Source organism: Streptomyces sp. NPDC052036, from assembly GCF_040680495.1.
Taxonomy (GTDB): Bacteria; Actinomycetota; Actinomycetes; order Streptomycetales; family Streptomycetaceae; genus Streptomyces.
In genome coordinates, this window is sequence record NZ_JBFAWW010000042.1 from 12,880 (window position 1) to 29,870 (window position 16,991).

Annotated in this window: 15 protein-coding genes and 2 pseudogenes; 3 read left to right on the top strand and 14 right to left on the bottom strand. The window is 69.7% G+C overall.

Translation table 11 applies throughout. From position 1 onward, the window contains the following. Positions 1-24 precede the first annotated feature (24 nt). Positions 25-204: pseudogene (locus AB0L95_RS35465) on the bottom strand (IS5/IS1182 family transposase); the annotation flags it as partial. 69 nt (positions 205-273) lie between these two features. After that, the gene (locus tag AB0L95_RS35470; protein WP_365169264.1) at positions 274-474 is read right to left on the bottom strand and encodes a hypothetical protein; all 201 of its coding nucleotides are present in this window, start codon (positions 472-474) and stop codon (positions 274-276) included. Positions 475-736: 262 nt separating this feature from the next. On the opposite strand from AB0L95_RS35470, the gene AB0L95_RS35475 reads away from it, so the two are divergent. From AB0L95_RS35475 to AB0L95_RS35485, 3 genes and pseudogenes are all read left to right on the top strand, one after another. After that, on the top strand, positions 737-2,128 hold the full coding sequence (locus AB0L95_RS35475; protein ID WP_365169267.1) for a hypothetical protein: 1,392 nt from the start codon (positions 737-739) through the stop codon (positions 2,126-2,128). Positions 2,129-2,325: 197 nt separating this feature from the next. Further along, positions 2,326-2,650: pseudogene (locus AB0L95_RS35480) on the top strand (hypothetical protein). 242 nt (positions 2,651-2,892) lie between these two features. Then, complete coding sequence (locus AB0L95_RS35485) at positions 2,893-3,537, top strand: dihydrofolate reductase family protein (protein ID WP_365169270.1); 645 nt, start codon at positions 2,893-2,895, stop codon at positions 3,535-3,537. Here AB0L95_RS35485 and AB0L95_RS35490 read toward each other — a convergent pair. The 12 genes from AB0L95_RS35490 to AB0L95_RS35545 all read right to left on the bottom strand — a co-directional run bounded on the left by AB0L95_RS35490 (position 3,436) and on the right by AB0L95_RS35545 (position 16,990). Beyond that, positions 3,436-3,735 (bottom strand): transposase, encoded by a 300-nt coding sequence (locus AB0L95_RS35490; protein ID WP_365169273.1) that lies wholly within the window; start codon positions 3,733-3,735, stop codon positions 3,436-3,438. The genes AB0L95_RS35485 and AB0L95_RS35490 overlap by 102 nt on opposite strands. A gap of 106 nt (positions 3,736-3,841) precedes the next feature. Continuing rightward, positions 3,842-4,027 carry a hypothetical protein gene (locus AB0L95_RS35495; protein ID WP_365169276.1) on the bottom strand — a complete coding sequence of 62 codons (186 nt, stop codon included), beginning with the start codon at positions 4,025-4,027 and terminating at the stop codon, positions 3,842-3,844. Positions 4,028-4,798: 771 nt separating this feature from the next. After that, on the bottom strand, positions 4,799-6,007 hold the full coding sequence (locus tag AB0L95_RS35500; protein WP_365169279.1) for a carbohydrate-binding protein: 1,209 nt from the start codon (positions 6,005-6,007) through the stop codon (positions 4,799-4,801). An 856-nt stretch (positions 6,008-6,863) separates the two neighbouring features. Continuing rightward, complete coding sequence (locus AB0L95_RS35505; protein ID WP_365169282.1) at positions 6,864-8,204, bottom strand: S53 family peptidase; 1,341 nt, start codon at positions 8,202-8,204, stop codon at positions 6,864-6,866. A 472-nt stretch (positions 8,205-8,676) separates the two neighbouring features. Then, on the bottom strand, positions 8,677-9,426 hold the full coding sequence (locus AB0L95_RS35510; RefSeq protein ID WP_365169285.1) for a hypothetical protein: 750 nt from the start codon (positions 9,424-9,426) through the stop codon (positions 8,677-8,679). A 34-nt stretch (positions 9,427-9,460) separates the two neighbouring features. Further along, positions 9,461-9,976, bottom strand: a complete 516-nt coding sequence (locus tag AB0L95_RS35515) for a hypothetical protein (protein WP_365169288.1) — start codon at positions 9,974-9,976, stop codon at positions 9,461-9,463. After that, positions 9,949-11,235, bottom strand: a complete 1,287-nt coding sequence (locus AB0L95_RS35520; RefSeq protein ID WP_365169291.1) for an MlaD family protein — start codon at positions 11,233-11,235, stop codon at positions 9,949-9,951. The genes AB0L95_RS35515 and AB0L95_RS35520 overlap by 28 nt, the downstream gene beginning before the upstream one ends. Further along, complete coding sequence (locus tag AB0L95_RS35525; RefSeq protein ID WP_365169294.1) at positions 11,232-12,509, bottom strand: MCE family protein; 1,278 nt, start codon at positions 12,507-12,509, stop codon at positions 11,232-11,234. Before AB0L95_RS35525 ends, AB0L95_RS35520 begins: the two co-directional genes overlap by 4 nt. Beyond that, complete coding sequence (locus AB0L95_RS35530; RefSeq protein WP_365169297.1) at positions 12,506-13,630, bottom strand: MCE family protein; 1,125 nt, start codon at positions 13,628-13,630, stop codon at positions 12,506-12,508. Before AB0L95_RS35530 ends, AB0L95_RS35525 begins: the two co-directional genes overlap by 4 nt. Further along, complete coding sequence (locus AB0L95_RS35535) at positions 13,627-14,607, bottom strand: MCE family protein (RefSeq protein ID WP_365169395.1); 981 nt, start codon at positions 14,605-14,607, stop codon at positions 13,627-13,629. The genes AB0L95_RS35530 and AB0L95_RS35535 overlap by 4 nt, the downstream gene beginning before the upstream one ends. Before the next feature lie 101 nt (positions 14,608-14,708). After that, positions 14,709-15,746 (bottom strand): MlaD family protein, encoded by a 1,038-nt coding sequence (locus AB0L95_RS35540; RefSeq protein WP_365169300.1) that lies wholly within the window; start codon positions 15,744-15,746, stop codon positions 14,709-14,711. Continuing rightward, a complete protein-coding gene (locus tag AB0L95_RS35545; protein WP_365169303.1) occupies positions 15,743-16,990 on the bottom strand; it encodes an MCE family protein in 1,248 nt (415 codons plus the stop codon). The genes AB0L95_RS35540 and AB0L95_RS35545 overlap by 4 nt, the downstream gene beginning before the upstream one ends. Between the last annotated feature and the right edge of the window lies 1 nt (position 16,991).

Sequence of the window (16,991 nt, forward strand, 5' to 3'; positions counted from 1 at the left end):
AGCGCGTTGGGTAGGTGCTGGATGCAGGCGCCGGTGCAATGTCAGGATTCCGTAGGTCTGCTCGACCTTGCGCCGCTTCGGCTGCGGGACGAACCCCGTCTCCTGCGGGTTGCGTTCGACGGTCTCGACGTCGATGCCCAGGAGGGTGCCGTGGGCGGTGAACTGGTTTCTGAAGCCCTGGTCGACCAGGGCCTTCTTGACGGTGCCTCTGGCGACCTGGTCCGGCAGGGGGGCGCGGGCCGGGGTGCGAGCCCGATGGTCAGGTGGGTGAGGTCACCGGCGTCGGCGAGGACTCGGTCGGCGCGATCGAGGAGTGCCTGCACCGTCGGCGCGGTAGGCCCCGGCCAGGCAGGTGGAGACTTCGCTCTTCAGCGCCTCGCTGACCGAGCGCAGCGAGGTCCACTCCCGTACCGCGGCCGGACCGGACCAGGTGGCGGCGAGGGGGGTGTGCCCGGCCGAGGTGGCGGCGAGCATGACCAGAACCCTGCCCTGGGCGGACTGTCAGGACATGACCTCGGAGCCGAGGGTCGACAGCGCCGCCGCCACGATGCCCAGGGTCAGCCCGATGGCACGCGCCCTGCCGGTCGCCGCCTTGGCAGAGTCAGCCGCCTACGACCAGACATTCTGCCGGTCCCAGACCTGTCGAATCGCCGCATCAACCGCTTCCGTCATACGAGTGATTCTGTCAATCTGAGGCGACGTCTCGTCACTGTCTGCGGCTGCCGGAGGGGAAGCCATGGCCGAGGAGCAGCAGCCGACTCCCGCCCAGCGACCGCCGCGGCCGTGCACCCAGCTGCGCCAGTCGCGGTCCCTCGGTCTGCTGCTCCAGGTGGCCGGCACGGTCTCGGCTGGCCTCGGGACGGCCAGCGGGGCGGTGGCCTACCGGTCCCTGCGTACCTGGCGGGCCGAGCAGGGATGGTGGGCGGTCGCCGTCGAGCTGGGCCTGATGCTGTGCCTGCTGGCGGCCGGGCGCTGGGCGATCCGGCAGGGATACCGGCACCGGGCACCCGTCCTCAGTCCGCTCACCGAGTTGCCCGAGGACGAAGCGGTCGTACTGTTCCTGCGCTCCTTCGCCGACGACGCCGGGCTCGCCCGGGTCCAGCGAGGCTCGATGCGGGACGGTCCCTGGGCGGCGTCCACCGAGACCGAGGAACAGCAGCTGTCCCGCGCGATAGCGCCGTTCGGGCGGATGGTGGCGTTGGGCCGCCCCGGTGACCGGCTCCCGCAGCCCGGCGCGGGACGCCACTACAGCTCCGACCTGGTCTGGCAGCAAGAGGTCCTCGCGGCTCTGGACCGAGCGTCGCTCGTCCTGCTGGTCTGCGGGCCCGGGCGGCAACTGCGCTGGGAGGTGGAGCAGATCGTCGCCCGCGGCCGCCCCGAACGGCTGGTGCTGATCGGCGTGCGCAGTGTCGAGCAGTACGAGACCTTCCGGCTTGCGATGCAGGACGCCTTCCCGAAGGGCCTGCCGCCCTCGGCGCCGGCCCGGAAGGACCGGACGGACACCCCGGAGACGTACATCCGCGATGCCGTCTGGTTCGAGGCGGACTGGACTCCACACCTGGTCCCGCTCGGCAGCGACGATCCCGAGATCGAGGTGCTCTGGCTGCTCGACCGCAACGCCTGGGTGGAGACCGCCTTCCCGCTGGCCGTCCGGCCGGTCTTCCTACGAGCCGGTCTCGCTCTGCCGCGCCTGCCGATGGGCCACACCGCGCGGCCCTGGGCGGTCAAAGCCGCGGTGCCGCTGCTGGCGCTGGCCTGGGGGGTGCTCATGGCCGAGATGGCGCGCGGACGGGCAGGCAACATCCCGGGGGTGCTGGTCTTCGCGGCGGTGGCCAGTCTGCTGCTGTACCGGACCTGGCTGGCGGGGCAGGTCACGACGGGGTTCCTCAAGCTCTACTCGGGGTTGTTCGGGACGTTACTCGTGCCGATGTCGTTTCTTGACGGCCCCCTGGTCACCGGGCCGCTGACCCTTCCGGTGGGGTTGGGGCTACTGACGGGAGTACTGCTGCTCAGCCGGGAGGACGTGCGCCTGTGGCGCGCTTCGCACGGTGCGTACCGACGGCCGCGGGGTGCCGGTGCAGCGGGTGCTGGCGGCGGGGCGTCGCCGTCGGGCAAAGCGGGCGGGTGACGGGTGGGTACGGGGGAGGGCGGTCAGGCACGGGCACAGGTGGGGACCGGGGACGCGGGCCCCGACCTCGGCCGCCGCGCACCGGGTCAGGGGTAGGGCAGCGCGTCGGTGCCGGTACGGGCTTCTGGCCAGCCGTATCGGCGGTTGCCTCGTCCAGAGGGCGGTTCCCGTGACCCCGCCAGCAAGCAAGGACAACCCTGTGGCGTCCCACCGGCCTTGAGGAACTGGCGTTGGTGCGTGAGCTGGACTGGCGTGCCTGACGCCCCGGCTTCCCGAGCAGCCGATCTTCTACCCTCTCCTCAACGAGGGCTACGCCGTCAAGTTCGCGCGAGACGGGTACGTCAAGCACGATGGCGCCGGGTTCGTCACCCGGTTCGAAGCGAGTTCGAGTTCGTGCGCAGGTATCTGGTCCAGCAAGCGGGCGGGAAGACGATCCTCGAGTTGTGGGTACCGGCCGAGGAGCTTGACGAGTTCAACGGTCACATCGTTGGCAAGATCCAGTTGGTACACGAGTTCCACTGAGCTGCGGGAATTCCGTGATGTGGCGGGCCGACCCGATGCCATGCCCCCGCGGACACCTGCGCGTTCCAACGGAGCCGCTCATCGAACCGCTCGAGGCTGTAGCCACACCGCCAACGGGGCCGCTTGCTGACGCGCCTTGGAAAAAGTTGTGGGCCGCTGTCGATCCGGTCACGTCCCGTTCGACGTCATGATGTGCGGCGCCTCGCCACACGATGACGCGACAGGACCTGACGAGGAAACACGTGGATCAACTGCTGAGAGTCATGAACTTCAACGTCTCCAGTGACGGAATCGGTGCCGGTGAGCGCCAGAGTCTGGAGCGGCCGTTCGGCTACGACCATCCCGAGAGGCTGTTCGCCTGGGCCGGAGCCACGGCGAGTTGGCCTATGCGTACGGATCCCGGAGGGAGCCGGGGCCTTGACGACTACTTCACGCGAGACTTCGCACGCAACATCGGTGCCGAGATCATGGGCCGCAACAAGTTCGGGCCCCAGCGCGGGCCATGGCAGGATCATGAGTGGCGTGGCTGGTGGGGGGAGGAGCCCCCGTTCCGCACGCCCGTGTTCGTCATGACCCACCACAAGCGTCCGTCGTTCACGCTCTCCGACACCACGTTCCACTTCGCTGACGGTGACTTGGCCGCGGTCCTCGAACGGGCGCGGGAAGCGGCGCAGGGCAAGGACGTCCGACTCGGCGGCGGGGTGACCACCATCCGGCAGTTCCTTGATGCTGACCTCGTCGACACCATGCATGTGGCGGTCTCGCCGGTAAAGCTCGGGTCCGGACTACGACTCTGGGAGTCCCCCGATCAGCTGCTCGACCGGTTCCACCTGGAGGTCGTGCCCAGCCCGAGCGGCGTGACGCACCACCTGTTCTGGCGAAGGTGACGCGAGGGCCCACTCGAGTTCATGCACCTTGTAGCACTTCTTCCAGGCATCGGTCTGCTGCTCGGCCCTGGCCGCCTGGAGCGCGTGGTGCTCGTTGTGGCGGCGTAGTCGCCGTTCGCGGGGCCGTTTGATGTTGGGGGTGTTGATGCACGCCTGCCGCATGGTGCAGGGGCGGCAGGCACTGACCGAGAACAACATCCGCAGCACCGGCTGGCCGCGTCGGGAGGGCCGTTCGCTCCAGGTGGTGCTGGTGGCCGCCCGTGCAGGTGGCCTGCTGGTTGTCCCAGTCGAGGGTGAAGGCGTCCTACGCGAAGCCGCCCTCGACGCTGGTCTGCGCGCTGTTGTCGGCCTGGATGGGGTCGTGCAGGGCGATGCCGTGGTCGCGTCGGCCGCTGACCAGGGCGGGGGCGGTGGGGTAGCCGGCGTCGACCCAGTGTTCGGCCGGCAGGCAGTCACGGGCGGCAAGCCGGGTGTGGATCGTCTCGGCCATCGACCGGTCCTGGACGGTGGCCAGGGTCGTGGTGACGTTGGTGACCAGGCGCAGCGCGCCCGGCGGGGGTGTCAGCGCCGAAGACCGCCGACAGCAGACGCGTCCCGTCCCGGGGGATCCGTGTCCCCACCTCGTCCCGCTTCGCGCGGCTGGTAGGGAATCGCGTGTCCTCCGCCCTCGTGGCGTAATGCCTGAACCACTCCGGCTCGGCCACCTCCGACAGCCAGACCGGGGCAGCCTGGGCGAGCGCGTTCAACGTCGACCGCAGCGTCTCCGCCACCATCTCCAGCCAGCACAGTTCACGCGCCGCCGACAGCACATGCGTGGAGTCAGTACGGGCCCGGCCCGCGCTCTCGGGCTCCCCTTCGGGTACGCGGCCCGAGCCACCCGTACCGTGTCCGCCGGGATCTCCCCAGATCCCTTCGGCTACATCGACATCGGCACCCACCCCCCCATACGACAACGTCGGCCTTCAAGACCACAACCAGGTCTTGAAGGCCGACGTCACGCGAGGCCCCGAATAAACCAACAGCGTCCAGATGTCCGGGCGGGGCCGTCGTCATGCGGTGGGCTGATCACCGGCACCCGGTTCCCGCCGGCGGACGCGAGCAGCATCATCGCCCGGCGATAGCGGACCTCTGCACTGATCGGCTTCCTGCGTGACGTCGTGGCTCATGGCCGCTCATCATGACGAGGTGGCGACACCGTCGGGCCTGTCCCCTGCGGGGAGCTGTCGAGTTCAACGCAGGGGAGACCGGGCACCTCAGGTCCTCAGCAGGTGCCCTCGTCCTGCCAGGGGCCCCATTCGGTGGCGGCGGGCTGCTCGTTCTGGGTCCACCACTTGGCTTTCCAGTTGTGGTTGTTGAAGGACACCTCGTTCCCGGCGGTGTAGACCGCGGTCGAGCTCCAGGCGGCCTTGCACGTGGTGTTCGGGGGAGTCGGTGTGGGCGTCGGGGTGGGGGTGCCGGTGGGCGGGGTGGCTCCGGCGAACGTCACCGAGTACTTGGCGAAGTCCCAGGCGTTCTGCGTGACGCTGGAGCAGGTGCCTGATGTGCGGCCGCCGTTGTCGGGCGGGTTGCACTGGCGGTCCCGGTTGAGGGACCAGAAGGTGAAGCGGTCCATGTTGTGGCCGGTGGCGTAGTCCAGCACGCTCTGGAAGTCCGCTTGCGTGAAGATTTCCCCGGTGTCACTGCGCCCGTTCATCCCCGAGAACCCCTCGTGGCTGTAGGCGGTGGCCTGGTCCCAGCCGAAGGTGGACTGCAGGATCTGGTTGAAGTTGGTCAGTGCGCTCGTCTGGGAGGCGGCGCCGTTGAATCCGCCGTCGAACGGCATGATCGAGAAGTTGTTCGGGGTGAACCCCTGCGACTTGGCTTCCAGGAGCATCTGCTTGCCGAACCATCCGGTGCCGTCGGCCGTGCCGGCCGTGGTGACGGAGACGTAGAGGCCGGGGTTGTTCTGCTGGAGGATCTTGGCTGCGCCGATCTCGTTCTTGATGGCCGCCGTGTTCTCGTACTCCGGCTCCTCCAGATCGAAGTCGATGGCGTGCAGCCCGTACTTGGTGATGACCTGCTGGTACGCCGCCGCCGTGGCCGTTGCGTCCGAGCAGGCCTGGCCGAGCTTGGTGCCGCCGTATCCGCCGATGGAGACGGAGACGTCGCCGCCCTTGGCGCGGATGTTGCTGATGACGGACTGGACGGCGGTGTCTGAGGAGACCGCCGCGGTGCCGCCCCAGGTGGGGGAGCAGCCGCCACCGTTGGGGGCGAGGATGAAGGCGAGCTGGAAGGCCTTGAGGCCGGTTGCATCCATGATGGTGCCCGCATCAGGCGGGTCGTTGTCCAGTGGCATCAGATAGGGGGCTGCGGCGTACCAACGGTTGCTCAGGGCGCTCGTCGCGCCCGAGGCGTTGCCCGCGACCAGCGCGGTCGTACCGGCCGCGGTGAGGCCGACAGCGGCGACCAGGCATGCACGAAGACGTCTCACTGCGTGCCTCCGGTGGGGTGGTGGGGGAGTCGTCTCAGCTTGAGTGAGTTGTTGCAGTCACGTCAATAGATTGGCCTAGACCAAGTGTCGCTTTGGACTAGACCATGCAAAGGCTTTGCCCGGGCCCGGGCGTGGGCGGCGATGCCGGCTAGATGGGCATAGCGGCCAGGATGCCCAGTTGGGCAAGAGGCGCCGAGACGGCCCCTCCACACACACGCGGGAGGCTCGCGGGGGCCCGAGGATGGCTTCCATCTCGGTGGTAGATCCGTTCGTTGTCTGTTCGTACTTGTCCCGTCGCCAGGTCGGGCTGGATGGTGAGCCGCCCCCTCCACATCTTCCCGTTCGTATGTCGAAGATGGGCCTGTCCCATGCGTACTCTCATCCGCGCCGACGCGCTGACCGCCGGCGTTACGGCCGTCTTGCTCCATGCACCTGCCGCGCACGCCACGGCTCCCGGTGACAACGCGACAGGGAAGGGATCGGCCGGTGTCGGGCAGGCGCGCGGCCACGCCATCGTGAGGAGCAATGTGCGGGACAGCAACGAGTCGGGCTCGTTCCAGTCCCGGACCGCCGACCACCTTACGGAGCGGCTTTGGTCGGGAGTTGCCTGGCCCGAGTGATCACGGCCCCTTACGCCGTCCCGCGGATCGGACAGGCCTGTGTACCTGGGCCTGGTGGTCGCGCCCCGGCCCGGCCGGCCGCCCGGATCAGTGTCGCGGAGTTCGCCCGATGGCAGCGGCGTATCGGGCTTCGATGTCGCGCTCGTCCACCTCGAAGACTGAGATGAGGCAAGGGCTGGGTCCGCGCCGCAGCAGTGCGACGAGGCCCAGCCCTTGTCGGTCAGAAGGCGCCGCCGTCAGAAGGCACCGGTGCCATTGGGCGTGCCGAGACCGGTCGGCCCGTCGTATCCCGGCCCCGCGGTGCACAGGTAGCCGCTCCCGCAGAAGCCGTTGCTGCCCGACGTGACGTCGTTGAGCGCCGACGTGTGGCTGTACGGGTACGAGCCGTTGACGACCTGAGAGGTGTTTCCGGCCAGCGCGTAGACGCTCGCGATGATCGGCGACGCGGCGCTGGTGCCGCCGACTTCGACCCATCCGTCGGCACCCTGTGCGACACCGAGCTCAAGCTCGGTGTCGCACAACGATCCGCCACCGCAGTCGTTGTAGGTGTCGTAGACCGCCACCCCGGTGTTGGGATCGGCGACCGCGGACACATCGGTGACGGTGCGCTTGGCACATCCGGAGTCATGCTGCCAGGACGGCTTGGTCTCGTACGCCGAGCAGCCCGAGCCCGCGCCGCTCCAGGCGGTCTCGGTCCAGCCGCGCGAGTTGGAGGCCTTGCTCAGTGAGGTGCCGCCCACGGCGGTGACGTAGGGGGAGGAGGCCGGCCAGGAGACGCCGTAACCGGAGTCACCCGAGCTCGCTGTGATCGCGATGCCGGAGTGGTTGAAGTGGGAGTCCGCGGAGGTGATGGTGTTGTCCTCGGAGCCGCCCCAGCTGTTGGAGACGGAGACGACGCCCGGGGTGGTGGCGGCGGTGTCCTCGGCCGTCATGAGATCCGGGGCGTTCGCCGAGTTCGCCTCGACCAAGAGGATGTGGCAGTCAGGGCATGAAGCCGAGACCATGTCGAGGTCGAGGCTGATCTCCTCGGCCCATCCGTAGTCACCGGAGGGCAGCGGCGACGCCTGGCCACTCTGATTCACTTTGCGGAAGCAGCCGTTGGCGGTGGTGCACGACGGCAGGCCGTAGGCGCTGCGGTAAGTGGCCAGGTTGGACTCGGCGTTCGGGTCGTCCATGGCGTCGACGATTGCCACGGTGCGGCCCGATCCCGAGGCGCTGCCCAGGTTGTAGGCGGAACGTAGATCGGACGGCACGTACCCCACCGTGGTCGGGGATCCGGTGGTGAACGGTGACATGCGTCCCGAGGCGGTGCGATGGGCCTTCAGCACGCCGAAACAGCGGGCCTGTCCCGCTTGCACGGGATGGGCGCAGCCGAAGTCCGCCGTACTCGCGGAGGCGGACGCGCGCGGGGCGGGCGAGAGAGCGGCGGCCTGGACACTGGTGGCCAGGCCCATGGTGAGGGCGGTGACGGCGAGTGTGAGCAGCGCGGTGACGGCCGCTGCCGTCCGCCGCACCCGGGGTCTGGGTCGATGGCGGTGGATCACTGGGGATCCGGAGGGTATCTCGTGGCGATGCATCAAGCCTCCGTGCGGTCTCGGACAGTTCGGGAGGGCCACATGACGAAATGCAGCATGAGCAGACGGCATGTCAGATCAGCTGCGAGCCAGATGGTTTTCACCATGCGGCTGCCCTCTTGTGCTGGTCAAGGCCATGCCAATGCAGGTCTTGTGAGGCTGTCGCGGTAAGCGAGTGAACCCCCGTTGGTGCCGGCGTGCCCGCGGGAGCGCTCACTACGAGGCCACGAAAACTCCTCCGCCACCCGCGGGATGAGTTCCTCATCCAGAACGAACTGCTACGCAAGTGAGCCATCGGAGTCCTGAGCGGGCCTACTCGTCTCCGAACGGCAGGGACGCTCGCTGATCATCAGCAGCAACCGGGCGCCCAGCGACTGGTATCCCCCCTTCTCCCAACTCCTTCGACGCCGGATCTCTTGGACCGGGTGAAAAAGTGCCCCCGCGCGACTGTGCGAGGGTACTTACGGAGGCCTGGTCAGAGGGCGTCGACGCCGCTCACCTTCCAGCCGTCGGAGGTGCGGGTGAGCGTCATACGCACCCGGTTCAGGTCCAGCCGGGGCTCCGGGACCCGGGTGCTCTGGGTGACCTGGTTGACGAAGAGCAGGACGACGGCCCGGTCCGGTGTGGCCGACACGACGGAGGCCGCCGGGGCGCCGCCGTCGGCGGGTGTGGTCACGGTCGCCTTCACCACGCCGTGGTACTTCGTCGCGGTCGGCGCGACCACCGCCTTCGTGGTCTTGTCGTACTGGTCGCGGAAGTGCCCGGTCAGCAGGGCGCGGGCCCGAGAGAAGTCCCGGTCCAGGTGCCGGTAGTCGTACGACAGTACGACCGGCGCCGCCTTCCGTGCGGCCGCGAGAGCCTCGCCGCGGGCGTGCTCCGCCTGCCGCCCCTGCCGGTACTGCCACCCGAGGACGGCGGCCGCGACCAGGGCCGCCGCGAGGACGACGCCCAGCACCGCGGTGAGCACGCTCCGCCCGGCCTTGCGCGGGGGTGCGCCGTCCTCCGGCTCCCCCTCGAACGACTCGGGCTCCGGCGGGTCCTCCCAGCCGTTCGCCGGCGGCTCGACGAGCAGGGTGCGCCCGGAGCGAGCCTGCGCTTCTTGGCGGGTACCGCGCTCGGGGGGCGCGGGCCGCCCGGCGCGCTTGGCTGCCGCGCGGGCGGCCGCAGTCATGGTGCGGCGGGCCGGTGAGCCGGTGCTGCGGGTGCGGGAGGTCGGGTTCGCCACGGTGTCTCTTCTCATCGATAGCCTCACGGGTGGGTCAGCCCACGAACGCGACGTCGGAGGTCAGCCAGCGGCCGGCCACGCGCGCGAGGTCGAGCTGGAGCCGGTAGGTGCGCGCCTGGCCCTCGGGTGCGGCGGTGTTGGTCACCTTGCTGTCGGCCACGACCAGGACCCGGGCCGAACGCGCGTCGGACCGCACGATGCCCGCTTCCAGGACCTGTCCCTCGGACACCGACTTGTTCTGCGCGACCAGCTTCGTCAGCTCCGCGGTCTGCGCCGCGAACTGCTTCTTGAAGTCGCCGGTGGCACCCTTCAGCACGTTCTGGCTGTCCCGGCCGTAGTGCCGGTAGTCGAGCGAGGTGAAGTCGAGCGCCGACTGGCGGGCCGCGACCAGGATGTCCTGGCGGCGCTGCTCCACCGCGCGCTGGTCGGACAGCCCCGCTCCCAGCCAGCCCGACAGCGCCATGGTCACCGCGGTCACGGCGATCAGCCCAGCGAGCAGCGCCCTGTTCATGCCGGCGGCGTTCACGCCATCGGTCCGACGAGCAGCCATTGCCACGACTCCTTTCCGAATGTGCTCTGTTCCCCGCCCGTCGAGCCGATCTCGACGGGCGTCCCGTCCGGGCCGGTGGCGGTGGCGGTGCCGGTGCCGCTCTCCGGGTCGTACGGGGTGACGTAGGAGGACTGGTTCGCGCCACCCGAACCGGCGGACGCACCAGGGGCGTTCTGCGCGCCGCGCACCGACGCGCTGCCGCCCCGCGGGGCCGTACAGCGGGCGTCGGTGTTCGCCGGACGTGTGGTCGTGTCGGAGGGGTCGCGCTGCCGCGTTCCGTAGCCCTGGGTGCAGGCCGGGGGATCGTCGGCGTTCACCGTCAGCCCGAAGTGGGTGGTGCCGTCGCCGGGCACGACGGTGTAGCTGCCCGCGACCACCACCGGGAAGGTGACCAGGGCCTGCTCCACGCCGGGCAGCCGTGCCAGGGTGATCTGGCCGCCGCTGATCAGATTGGCCAGCAGGACCGGCAGATAAGGCCGGGTGGACTTCAACAGGGATTCGATCTGCTCGGCGGCGGGCACCGCGTTGCCGATCAGCCGACGCAGATCACCGTCGCTCGACTTCAGCTGCGCGGTGAGCGCCGCCAGATCACGGGAGAACGACTTGATGGCCGAGCCCTGGTCGGCCTGCGTCTTGAGCACCTTCCGCGAGTCGTTGATCAGCGAGACCGTCTGAGGGAGCGACGCCGACGCCGACTCGGCGAGCGCGTTGCCGGAGTCCACCAAGCGGCTCAGCCCCGGCCCGGTGCCGGCGAAGGCCTTGCCCAACTCGTCGACGGTGGCACGCAGGTCGTCCTTGCCGACCGAGTTGACCAGCCGGTCCAGGCTGAGGATGAGGTCGGTGACGGGCAGGGGCGTCCGGGTGCGGTCACGCGGGATCGGGCTGCCGTCCATCAGATACGGGCCGCCGGAGTGCCGGGGCTGCAGATCGACGTACTGCTCGCCCACCGCCGACCGGTCGGCGACCACCGCCAGGGTGTCCGCCGGGATACGCGGCGCGCCGTCCTCGATCCGCAGCGCCACCGACACCCCGGACCCGTCGAGGCGCAGGTCGCTCACGCGGCCCACCGGCACCCCGCGGTAGGTGACCTCGGCGCCGGGGAAGATGCCGCCGGAGTCGGCGAAGTCGGCGTGCACGGTGTAGCCGCGGCCGACGAGGGTGTCCGCAAGGCCCGTGTACTGGACGCCGACGTACGACACCCCCACGGCGGTGACCGCGGCGAAGGCGAGCAACTGGGCCTTGACCGTACGTGTGATCACGGCTGTATCCCCTTCAGCATGAGCTCGGCGAGCGCGAGGTCGATCCCCGGAGAGAAGCGGCCGGCGTCTCCTCCGGTGCCGTAGGCCGCAGTGCACACGGGCGGGCACAGCACGCCGCCGACGCTGCCGCCCGTCGGCGCCGAGGGCTGGACCGGCAGCTTCGGTACCTTCGGCACGCTCGGGATGCTGGGCAGCGCGGTGGGTAGCGGCAGGCTCGGGAGCGAGGGCGTCGGGGTCGGCTGCCTGCCGGATCCGCCGCCCTTGCCCGGCTGGTTCGTGAGGTTGCCGTAGATCCCCGCCAGGTCCAGGTCGGCGGTGATCTTCAGGTTGACGTAGTCGCCCTTGACGGCGTCCGTCGCGTTGCGCGGGAACGGGTAAGTGGTCAGCAGCTCCAGAGAGTTGGGCAGGTCCTCGCCCGCCTCGTTCAGTTGCTGCAGGATCGGCCGGAGCTGCTTGAGGTCGGCGACGGTGTCGTCCCGCGAGGCGTCGATCACCTTTGTGCCCGTCGTGCCGAGGTCCGACAGTGAGGTGAGCATCTTCGTCAGGTCGCGGCGCTGGTCGGCCAGGACCTTCAGCGCGGGCGGGATGGCGTCGACGGCCTGCGCGATGGTCTCCTTTTCCTTCCCCAGCCGCTTGTCCAGCCGGTCGATGCCCTTGAGGGCGCGGACGATCTCCGTGCGCTGCCGGTCCAGGCCGCCTAGGAACGTGTCGAGCTGCTTGAGCAGCGACCTGACCCGGTCCTCGCGGCCGTTCAGGGCCTTGTTCAGCTCCACGGTGATCGTCTTGAGCTGGGCCACGCCGCCGCCGTTGAGAAGCGCGGACAGGGCGGAGAGCACCTCCTCGATCTCCGGGTTGCGGCCGCTGCGGGACAGCGGGATCACATCGCCGTCGCGGAGCCGGCCGATCGGCGGTGTGCCGGACGGAGCGGACAGCTCCACGTACTTCTCGCCCAGCATGCTGGTCTGCCTGAGGTCGGCGACGGCGTTCGCGGGCAGCTTCACCGAGTCGGCCACGCGCAGCCGCACACGCGCGTGCCAGCCGTCCAGCTCGACCTTCTCGACCGCGCCCACGGTGACGTCGTCGACCTTGACCGCCGACTGCGGCACCAGATCGAGTACGTCCCTGAACTCGACGGTGACGTGGTAGGCGTGGCCGTCGGCCGCCGCGCCCCCGGGGAGTTGGACGTCGTACCAGCCGTTGAACCCGCAGCCGGACAGCAGCAGCGCACCTGCCGCCGTCCACGCCACCGACCTGCCCTTGCGCGGCACGCTCATGCGCTCGCCCCCAGAATTCCGCCGAGCGTGCGGTCGACCGTGCCCGTCCCCGTGGAGGCGGCCGGCAGCTTCGGCAGCGAGTCGAAGAGCTTCCGCAGCTGTGAGCAGTCGGGGTTCTTGCCGCCCGTGTCGCCGGTCGTCCGCAGCAGGGAGCACAGCAGGGACGCGGGGTCCTGCGGGCTCTGCGGGTTGTCGCGGGTGTCGAGGGTGCCGGACGCGGGGTTGTAGGCGTCCGCGAGGTTCGACAGGCCGGTGGGGGCGACGGTCAACAGTTCTTCCAGGGCGGCCCGTTGGGTCACGAGGACCTCGGTGACCTTGCTGAGGCCCTTGACGTTTGACGTCAGTGATGTCTTGTTGTCCTTCACGAAGCCGGACACGTCGCCGAGCGCCACCCCCAGGTGCTGGAGTGCCGCCGCCAGGTCCGTGCGCTCCCCGGCGAGCTGCTGCGCCACCGTGGCGAGAGTGGTGTTGAACGACCGCACGCTCTGGTCGTCGGCTGCCAGCGCGGCCGTGAACACCTGGAGGTTCCGCACGGTGCCGAACAGGTCGCCCCGGCCGTCGGAGAGCGTGGTGACCGCCTGCGAGAGGTCCTCGACCGTCTGGTTGAGGTTCGTGCCCTGCCCCTTGAGGTTCTCCGCGCTCACGCCGAGCAGCCGCGACAGGGAGCCGTCCTTGTTCGCGCCCTTGGGGCCGAGCGCCTCGGCCGTGGTGTGCAAGCCGTCGAAGATCCGGTCCAGCTCGACGGGGACGGCGGTGCGGGACTCGGGGATGACGGCGCCGTCCCGCATGACCGGGCCCTTCCGGTACACCGGCAGCAACTGCACGTAACGGTCGCTGACCACCGACGAGTTGATGATCGCGGCCTGCGCGTCCGCGGGCACCTTGCGCCCCTTGTCGTACTCCAGCTGCACCCGCACCCGGTCGCCCTCGGGCGTGATCTTCTCGACCTCGCCGATGCGGACGCCGAGGACGCGCACGTCCGAGCCGGGGTAGATGCCGACGGTGCGCGGGAAGTACGCGGCGACGCGGACGGTGCCGGAGCGCGGCCACAGTTCGACGGCGAGGGTGGCGGCGAGCGCGAGGGCGGTGAGCAGGGCGAGGGCCCGGACTCGGCGGTTCATCGTGAGCCTCCCGTGCGCGGCGCCACCGGGGTGGCGACCAGGTTCTGGACGTAGGAGTCGAACCAGCGGCCGTTGCCGAGGGTGTTGGTGAAGAGCCGGACGTAGGGGGCGAGCAGGGCGACACTGCGGTCGAGGCTCGTCTGGTTGCGTTCGAGCATGGTGACGAAGGTGTTGAGGTTCTTCAGGGCGGGCCCGATCTCCTTGCGGTCGTCCTCGACCAGGCCGGACAGCTCCACTCCCAGCAGGGCGGAGCTGACCAGCAGGTTGTGGATCGCGGTGCGCCGCGCGCTGATCTCCTTGAACAGCTTGTCGCCGTCGGTCACCAGCGCGGAGAAGTCCTTCGTGTGCTGCGCCAGCACCTTGGTGACCCCGTTCGCGTGGCCGAGGAGGTCCATCAGCGCCTGGTCGCGCGAGGCGATCGTCCTCGAGATCCGCGACAGTCCCTCGATGGACGCCCGCACCTCGGCGGGCGAGTCCTGGAAGGTGGTGGAGATCGTGTCCAGCGCCTTGGCGAGCCGCGAGGTGTCGACCTGCTCCGTCGTGGTCGTCAGGTCGCTGAACGCCTGCACAACGTCGTACGCCGACACCGTCCGGCTCAGCGGGATCTCACTGCCCGGCTTCAACTGGCCGGGCCCCTTCGGATACAGGGCGAGGTACTTCGCGCCGAGGATCGTCTTGACCCGGATCGACGCACCGGTGTCGATGCCGAACGCCGGGTCGCCCTTGACCTTGAACGTCACCTTGACGTGGTCGCCCTCCAGGTCGACGCCGTCGACCTTGCCGACCTTGACGCCGGCGATCCGCACCTCGTCGCCCGGCTTGAGGCCGCCGGCCTCCGAGAAGGCAGCGCTGTACGTCCTGCCGCCGCCGATCAGCGGCAGGCTGTCGGCGTTGAACGCGGCCACGGCCAGCACGGCGAGCACGGTGAGGCCGATGACGCCGACGACCACGGGGTTGCGCTCGAGGAACGGCTTCAGGCGCGGGCGGCGCAGACTGAGACGCGGCAGCTTCGGAGGCAGGACGTGCACCTTGACCAGGGATGCCGGGCGGCGCCTCCTGCGCGGCACCAACCGCATGCTCATCCGCCACACCTCGCCTGTGCCACATGGAACTCCGGGGTGAGCACCTGGTTCGTCTTCGGCAGCACGATCCGGCCGTCGAAGTCGCAGAGGTAGAAGTTGAACCACGAGCCGTAGGACGCCGTCCCGGTCAGCGCGTTCAGCTTGTTCGGCAGCCTCTTCAGCACGCCCTCCACAGTCTTGTCGTTCCTGTTCAGCGTTCCGGTGAGACCGGTCAGCCCGGCGATGTCGTCCTTCAGCGACGGACGCGCGTCCGCGAGGAGCCCCGAAGTGGCGTCGGTGAGGGCGCCGATGTTCACCAGGGAGTCCCCGATGGGCTTGCGGTCGGCGGACAGACCGGAGATCACCCGGCGCAGCTGGGTGAGCAGCCCGGAGAAGCGGGTGCCGCGCTTGTCGAGCGTCTCCAGCACGGCGTTGAGGTTGTCGATCACCGAGCCGATCAGCTGGTCGCGGTCGGCGAGGGTCGTGGTGAGCGACGCCGTGTGCACCAGCAGGCTGTTGACCGTGCCGCCCTCGCCCTGGAGGATCCTGATGATCTCGGTCGCCAACTGGTTGACGTCGTTCGGGCTGAGCGCCGCGAACAGCGGCTTGAAGCCGTTCAGGAGCGCGTTCAGGTCCAGTGCCGGCTGGGTCCTGGACAGCGGGACGGTGCCGCCCGGTGGCAGCCGCGTGCCGTCGCCCGCGCCCTCGGTCAGCGCGATGTACCGCTGCCCGACCAGGTTGCGGTAGCGGACGACCGCGTGGGTGCTGGTGAGCAGCGGCCGGTCGGCGGAGACGCTGAAGGTCACCTCTGCCAGCGTCCGGTCCTTGATCCGGATGCCCTCGACCTCGCCGACCCGCACTCCAGCCACCCGGATGTCGTCGCCGTTCTCCAGACCCGTGACGTCGCTGAACACCGCGTGGTACGTGCGCTCGGGGGTGAACGAGAGGTTCACGATGGTGGCGGCGAGCAGGGCCGTCGCCGCGATGGTCACCAGCGCGAAAACGCTGAACTTGATCAGTGGTGCCGCGGTCTGCCGGGATCGTGAGGTGCTCATGCGACGCTCACCGCCGTCCCACGGGCCAGCGGCCCGAACAGCAGGGTCGCGACGGGCGGAACCTGGTCCGCGGGGACGCCCATGACAGGGGCCACCAGCGAGTCGACCGCCCGCTGCTCGGCCGCGGTGGAGGACACGTTGACACCTCCGGGCAGTGTGCCGTTCGAACCACCGGACGACGTACCGTCGTCGAGCCTTGGTTTCGGTCCGGGGACGGGCGGATGGGGCATGTCCCGGCAGTTCGGCCCCGAGTGGTCGGCGTACTGCGGCGCCTCGCCGGGCTGGTACGCGCCCTGCGGCCGGACGACCTCCAGGGTGATGCGCATCTCGCCGCCCCGGAACGCGTCCTCCGACGCCCGCTCCTCCCTGACCAGCCCGTTCAGGAGGCACGGATACTCAGGGGAGTAGCGGGAGAAGAGCTCCAGCGTGGGGCGGGAGACCCGGCCGAGGGTGATGAGACGGTCGCCGTTTTCGTCGAGGAAGTCCCGCGCGGTGCCCGCGACCGTCGCCGTCGTACGGAGCGCGGCGGCCAGTTGGTCCTTCCTCTCGACGATCGTGCGGCTGGTGGTGACGGTGTTGCGAAGGATCGCCATCAGGTCCGGCGCGGCGTCGCCGTACACCTGGGCCACGTCCGCGAGGCGCGAGATGTCCTCCTGCAGGGACGGCAGGTGCGGGTTGAGCCGGCGCAGATAGTCCTCGACCCGGACCAGGTTGTGGCCGATCCGGTCGCCGCGTCCCTCCAGAGCGGTGGCGAACGCCGAGAGCGTGGCGTTGAGTTCGCCCGGCTGGACGGTCCGCAGCAGCGGCAGCAGGTCGTTCATCAGCTGCTGTACCTCGATGCCGACCGTGGTGCGGTCCTGCGTGATGACGTCCCCGGCGCGGATGGGCCGGGCCGCCGACCTGGCGGGCGGCACGAGATCGACGTACTTCTCGCCGAAGAGTGTCTTGGGCAGCAGCCGCGCGTGCACGTCCGAGGGGATGTACGCGACGTACTGTGGCTTGAGCGCGATGTCGAGCGTGGCCTTCGTCCCATCCGCATGCACCGCCCGAACCTCGCCGACCAGCAGCCCGCGCAGCTTGACGTCGGCGCGCGGCTCGAGCTGGTTGCCGAGTGTGTCGGCCTGCAGCGTGATGCGCACGACCGGCGTGAACGCCTGCTGGTAGACGGCCACGGCGAGCGACAGCAGCAGCGCGAGCACGGCGATGAACGCGACGCCGTACAACCTGAGTCTCAGTGCTCTCATC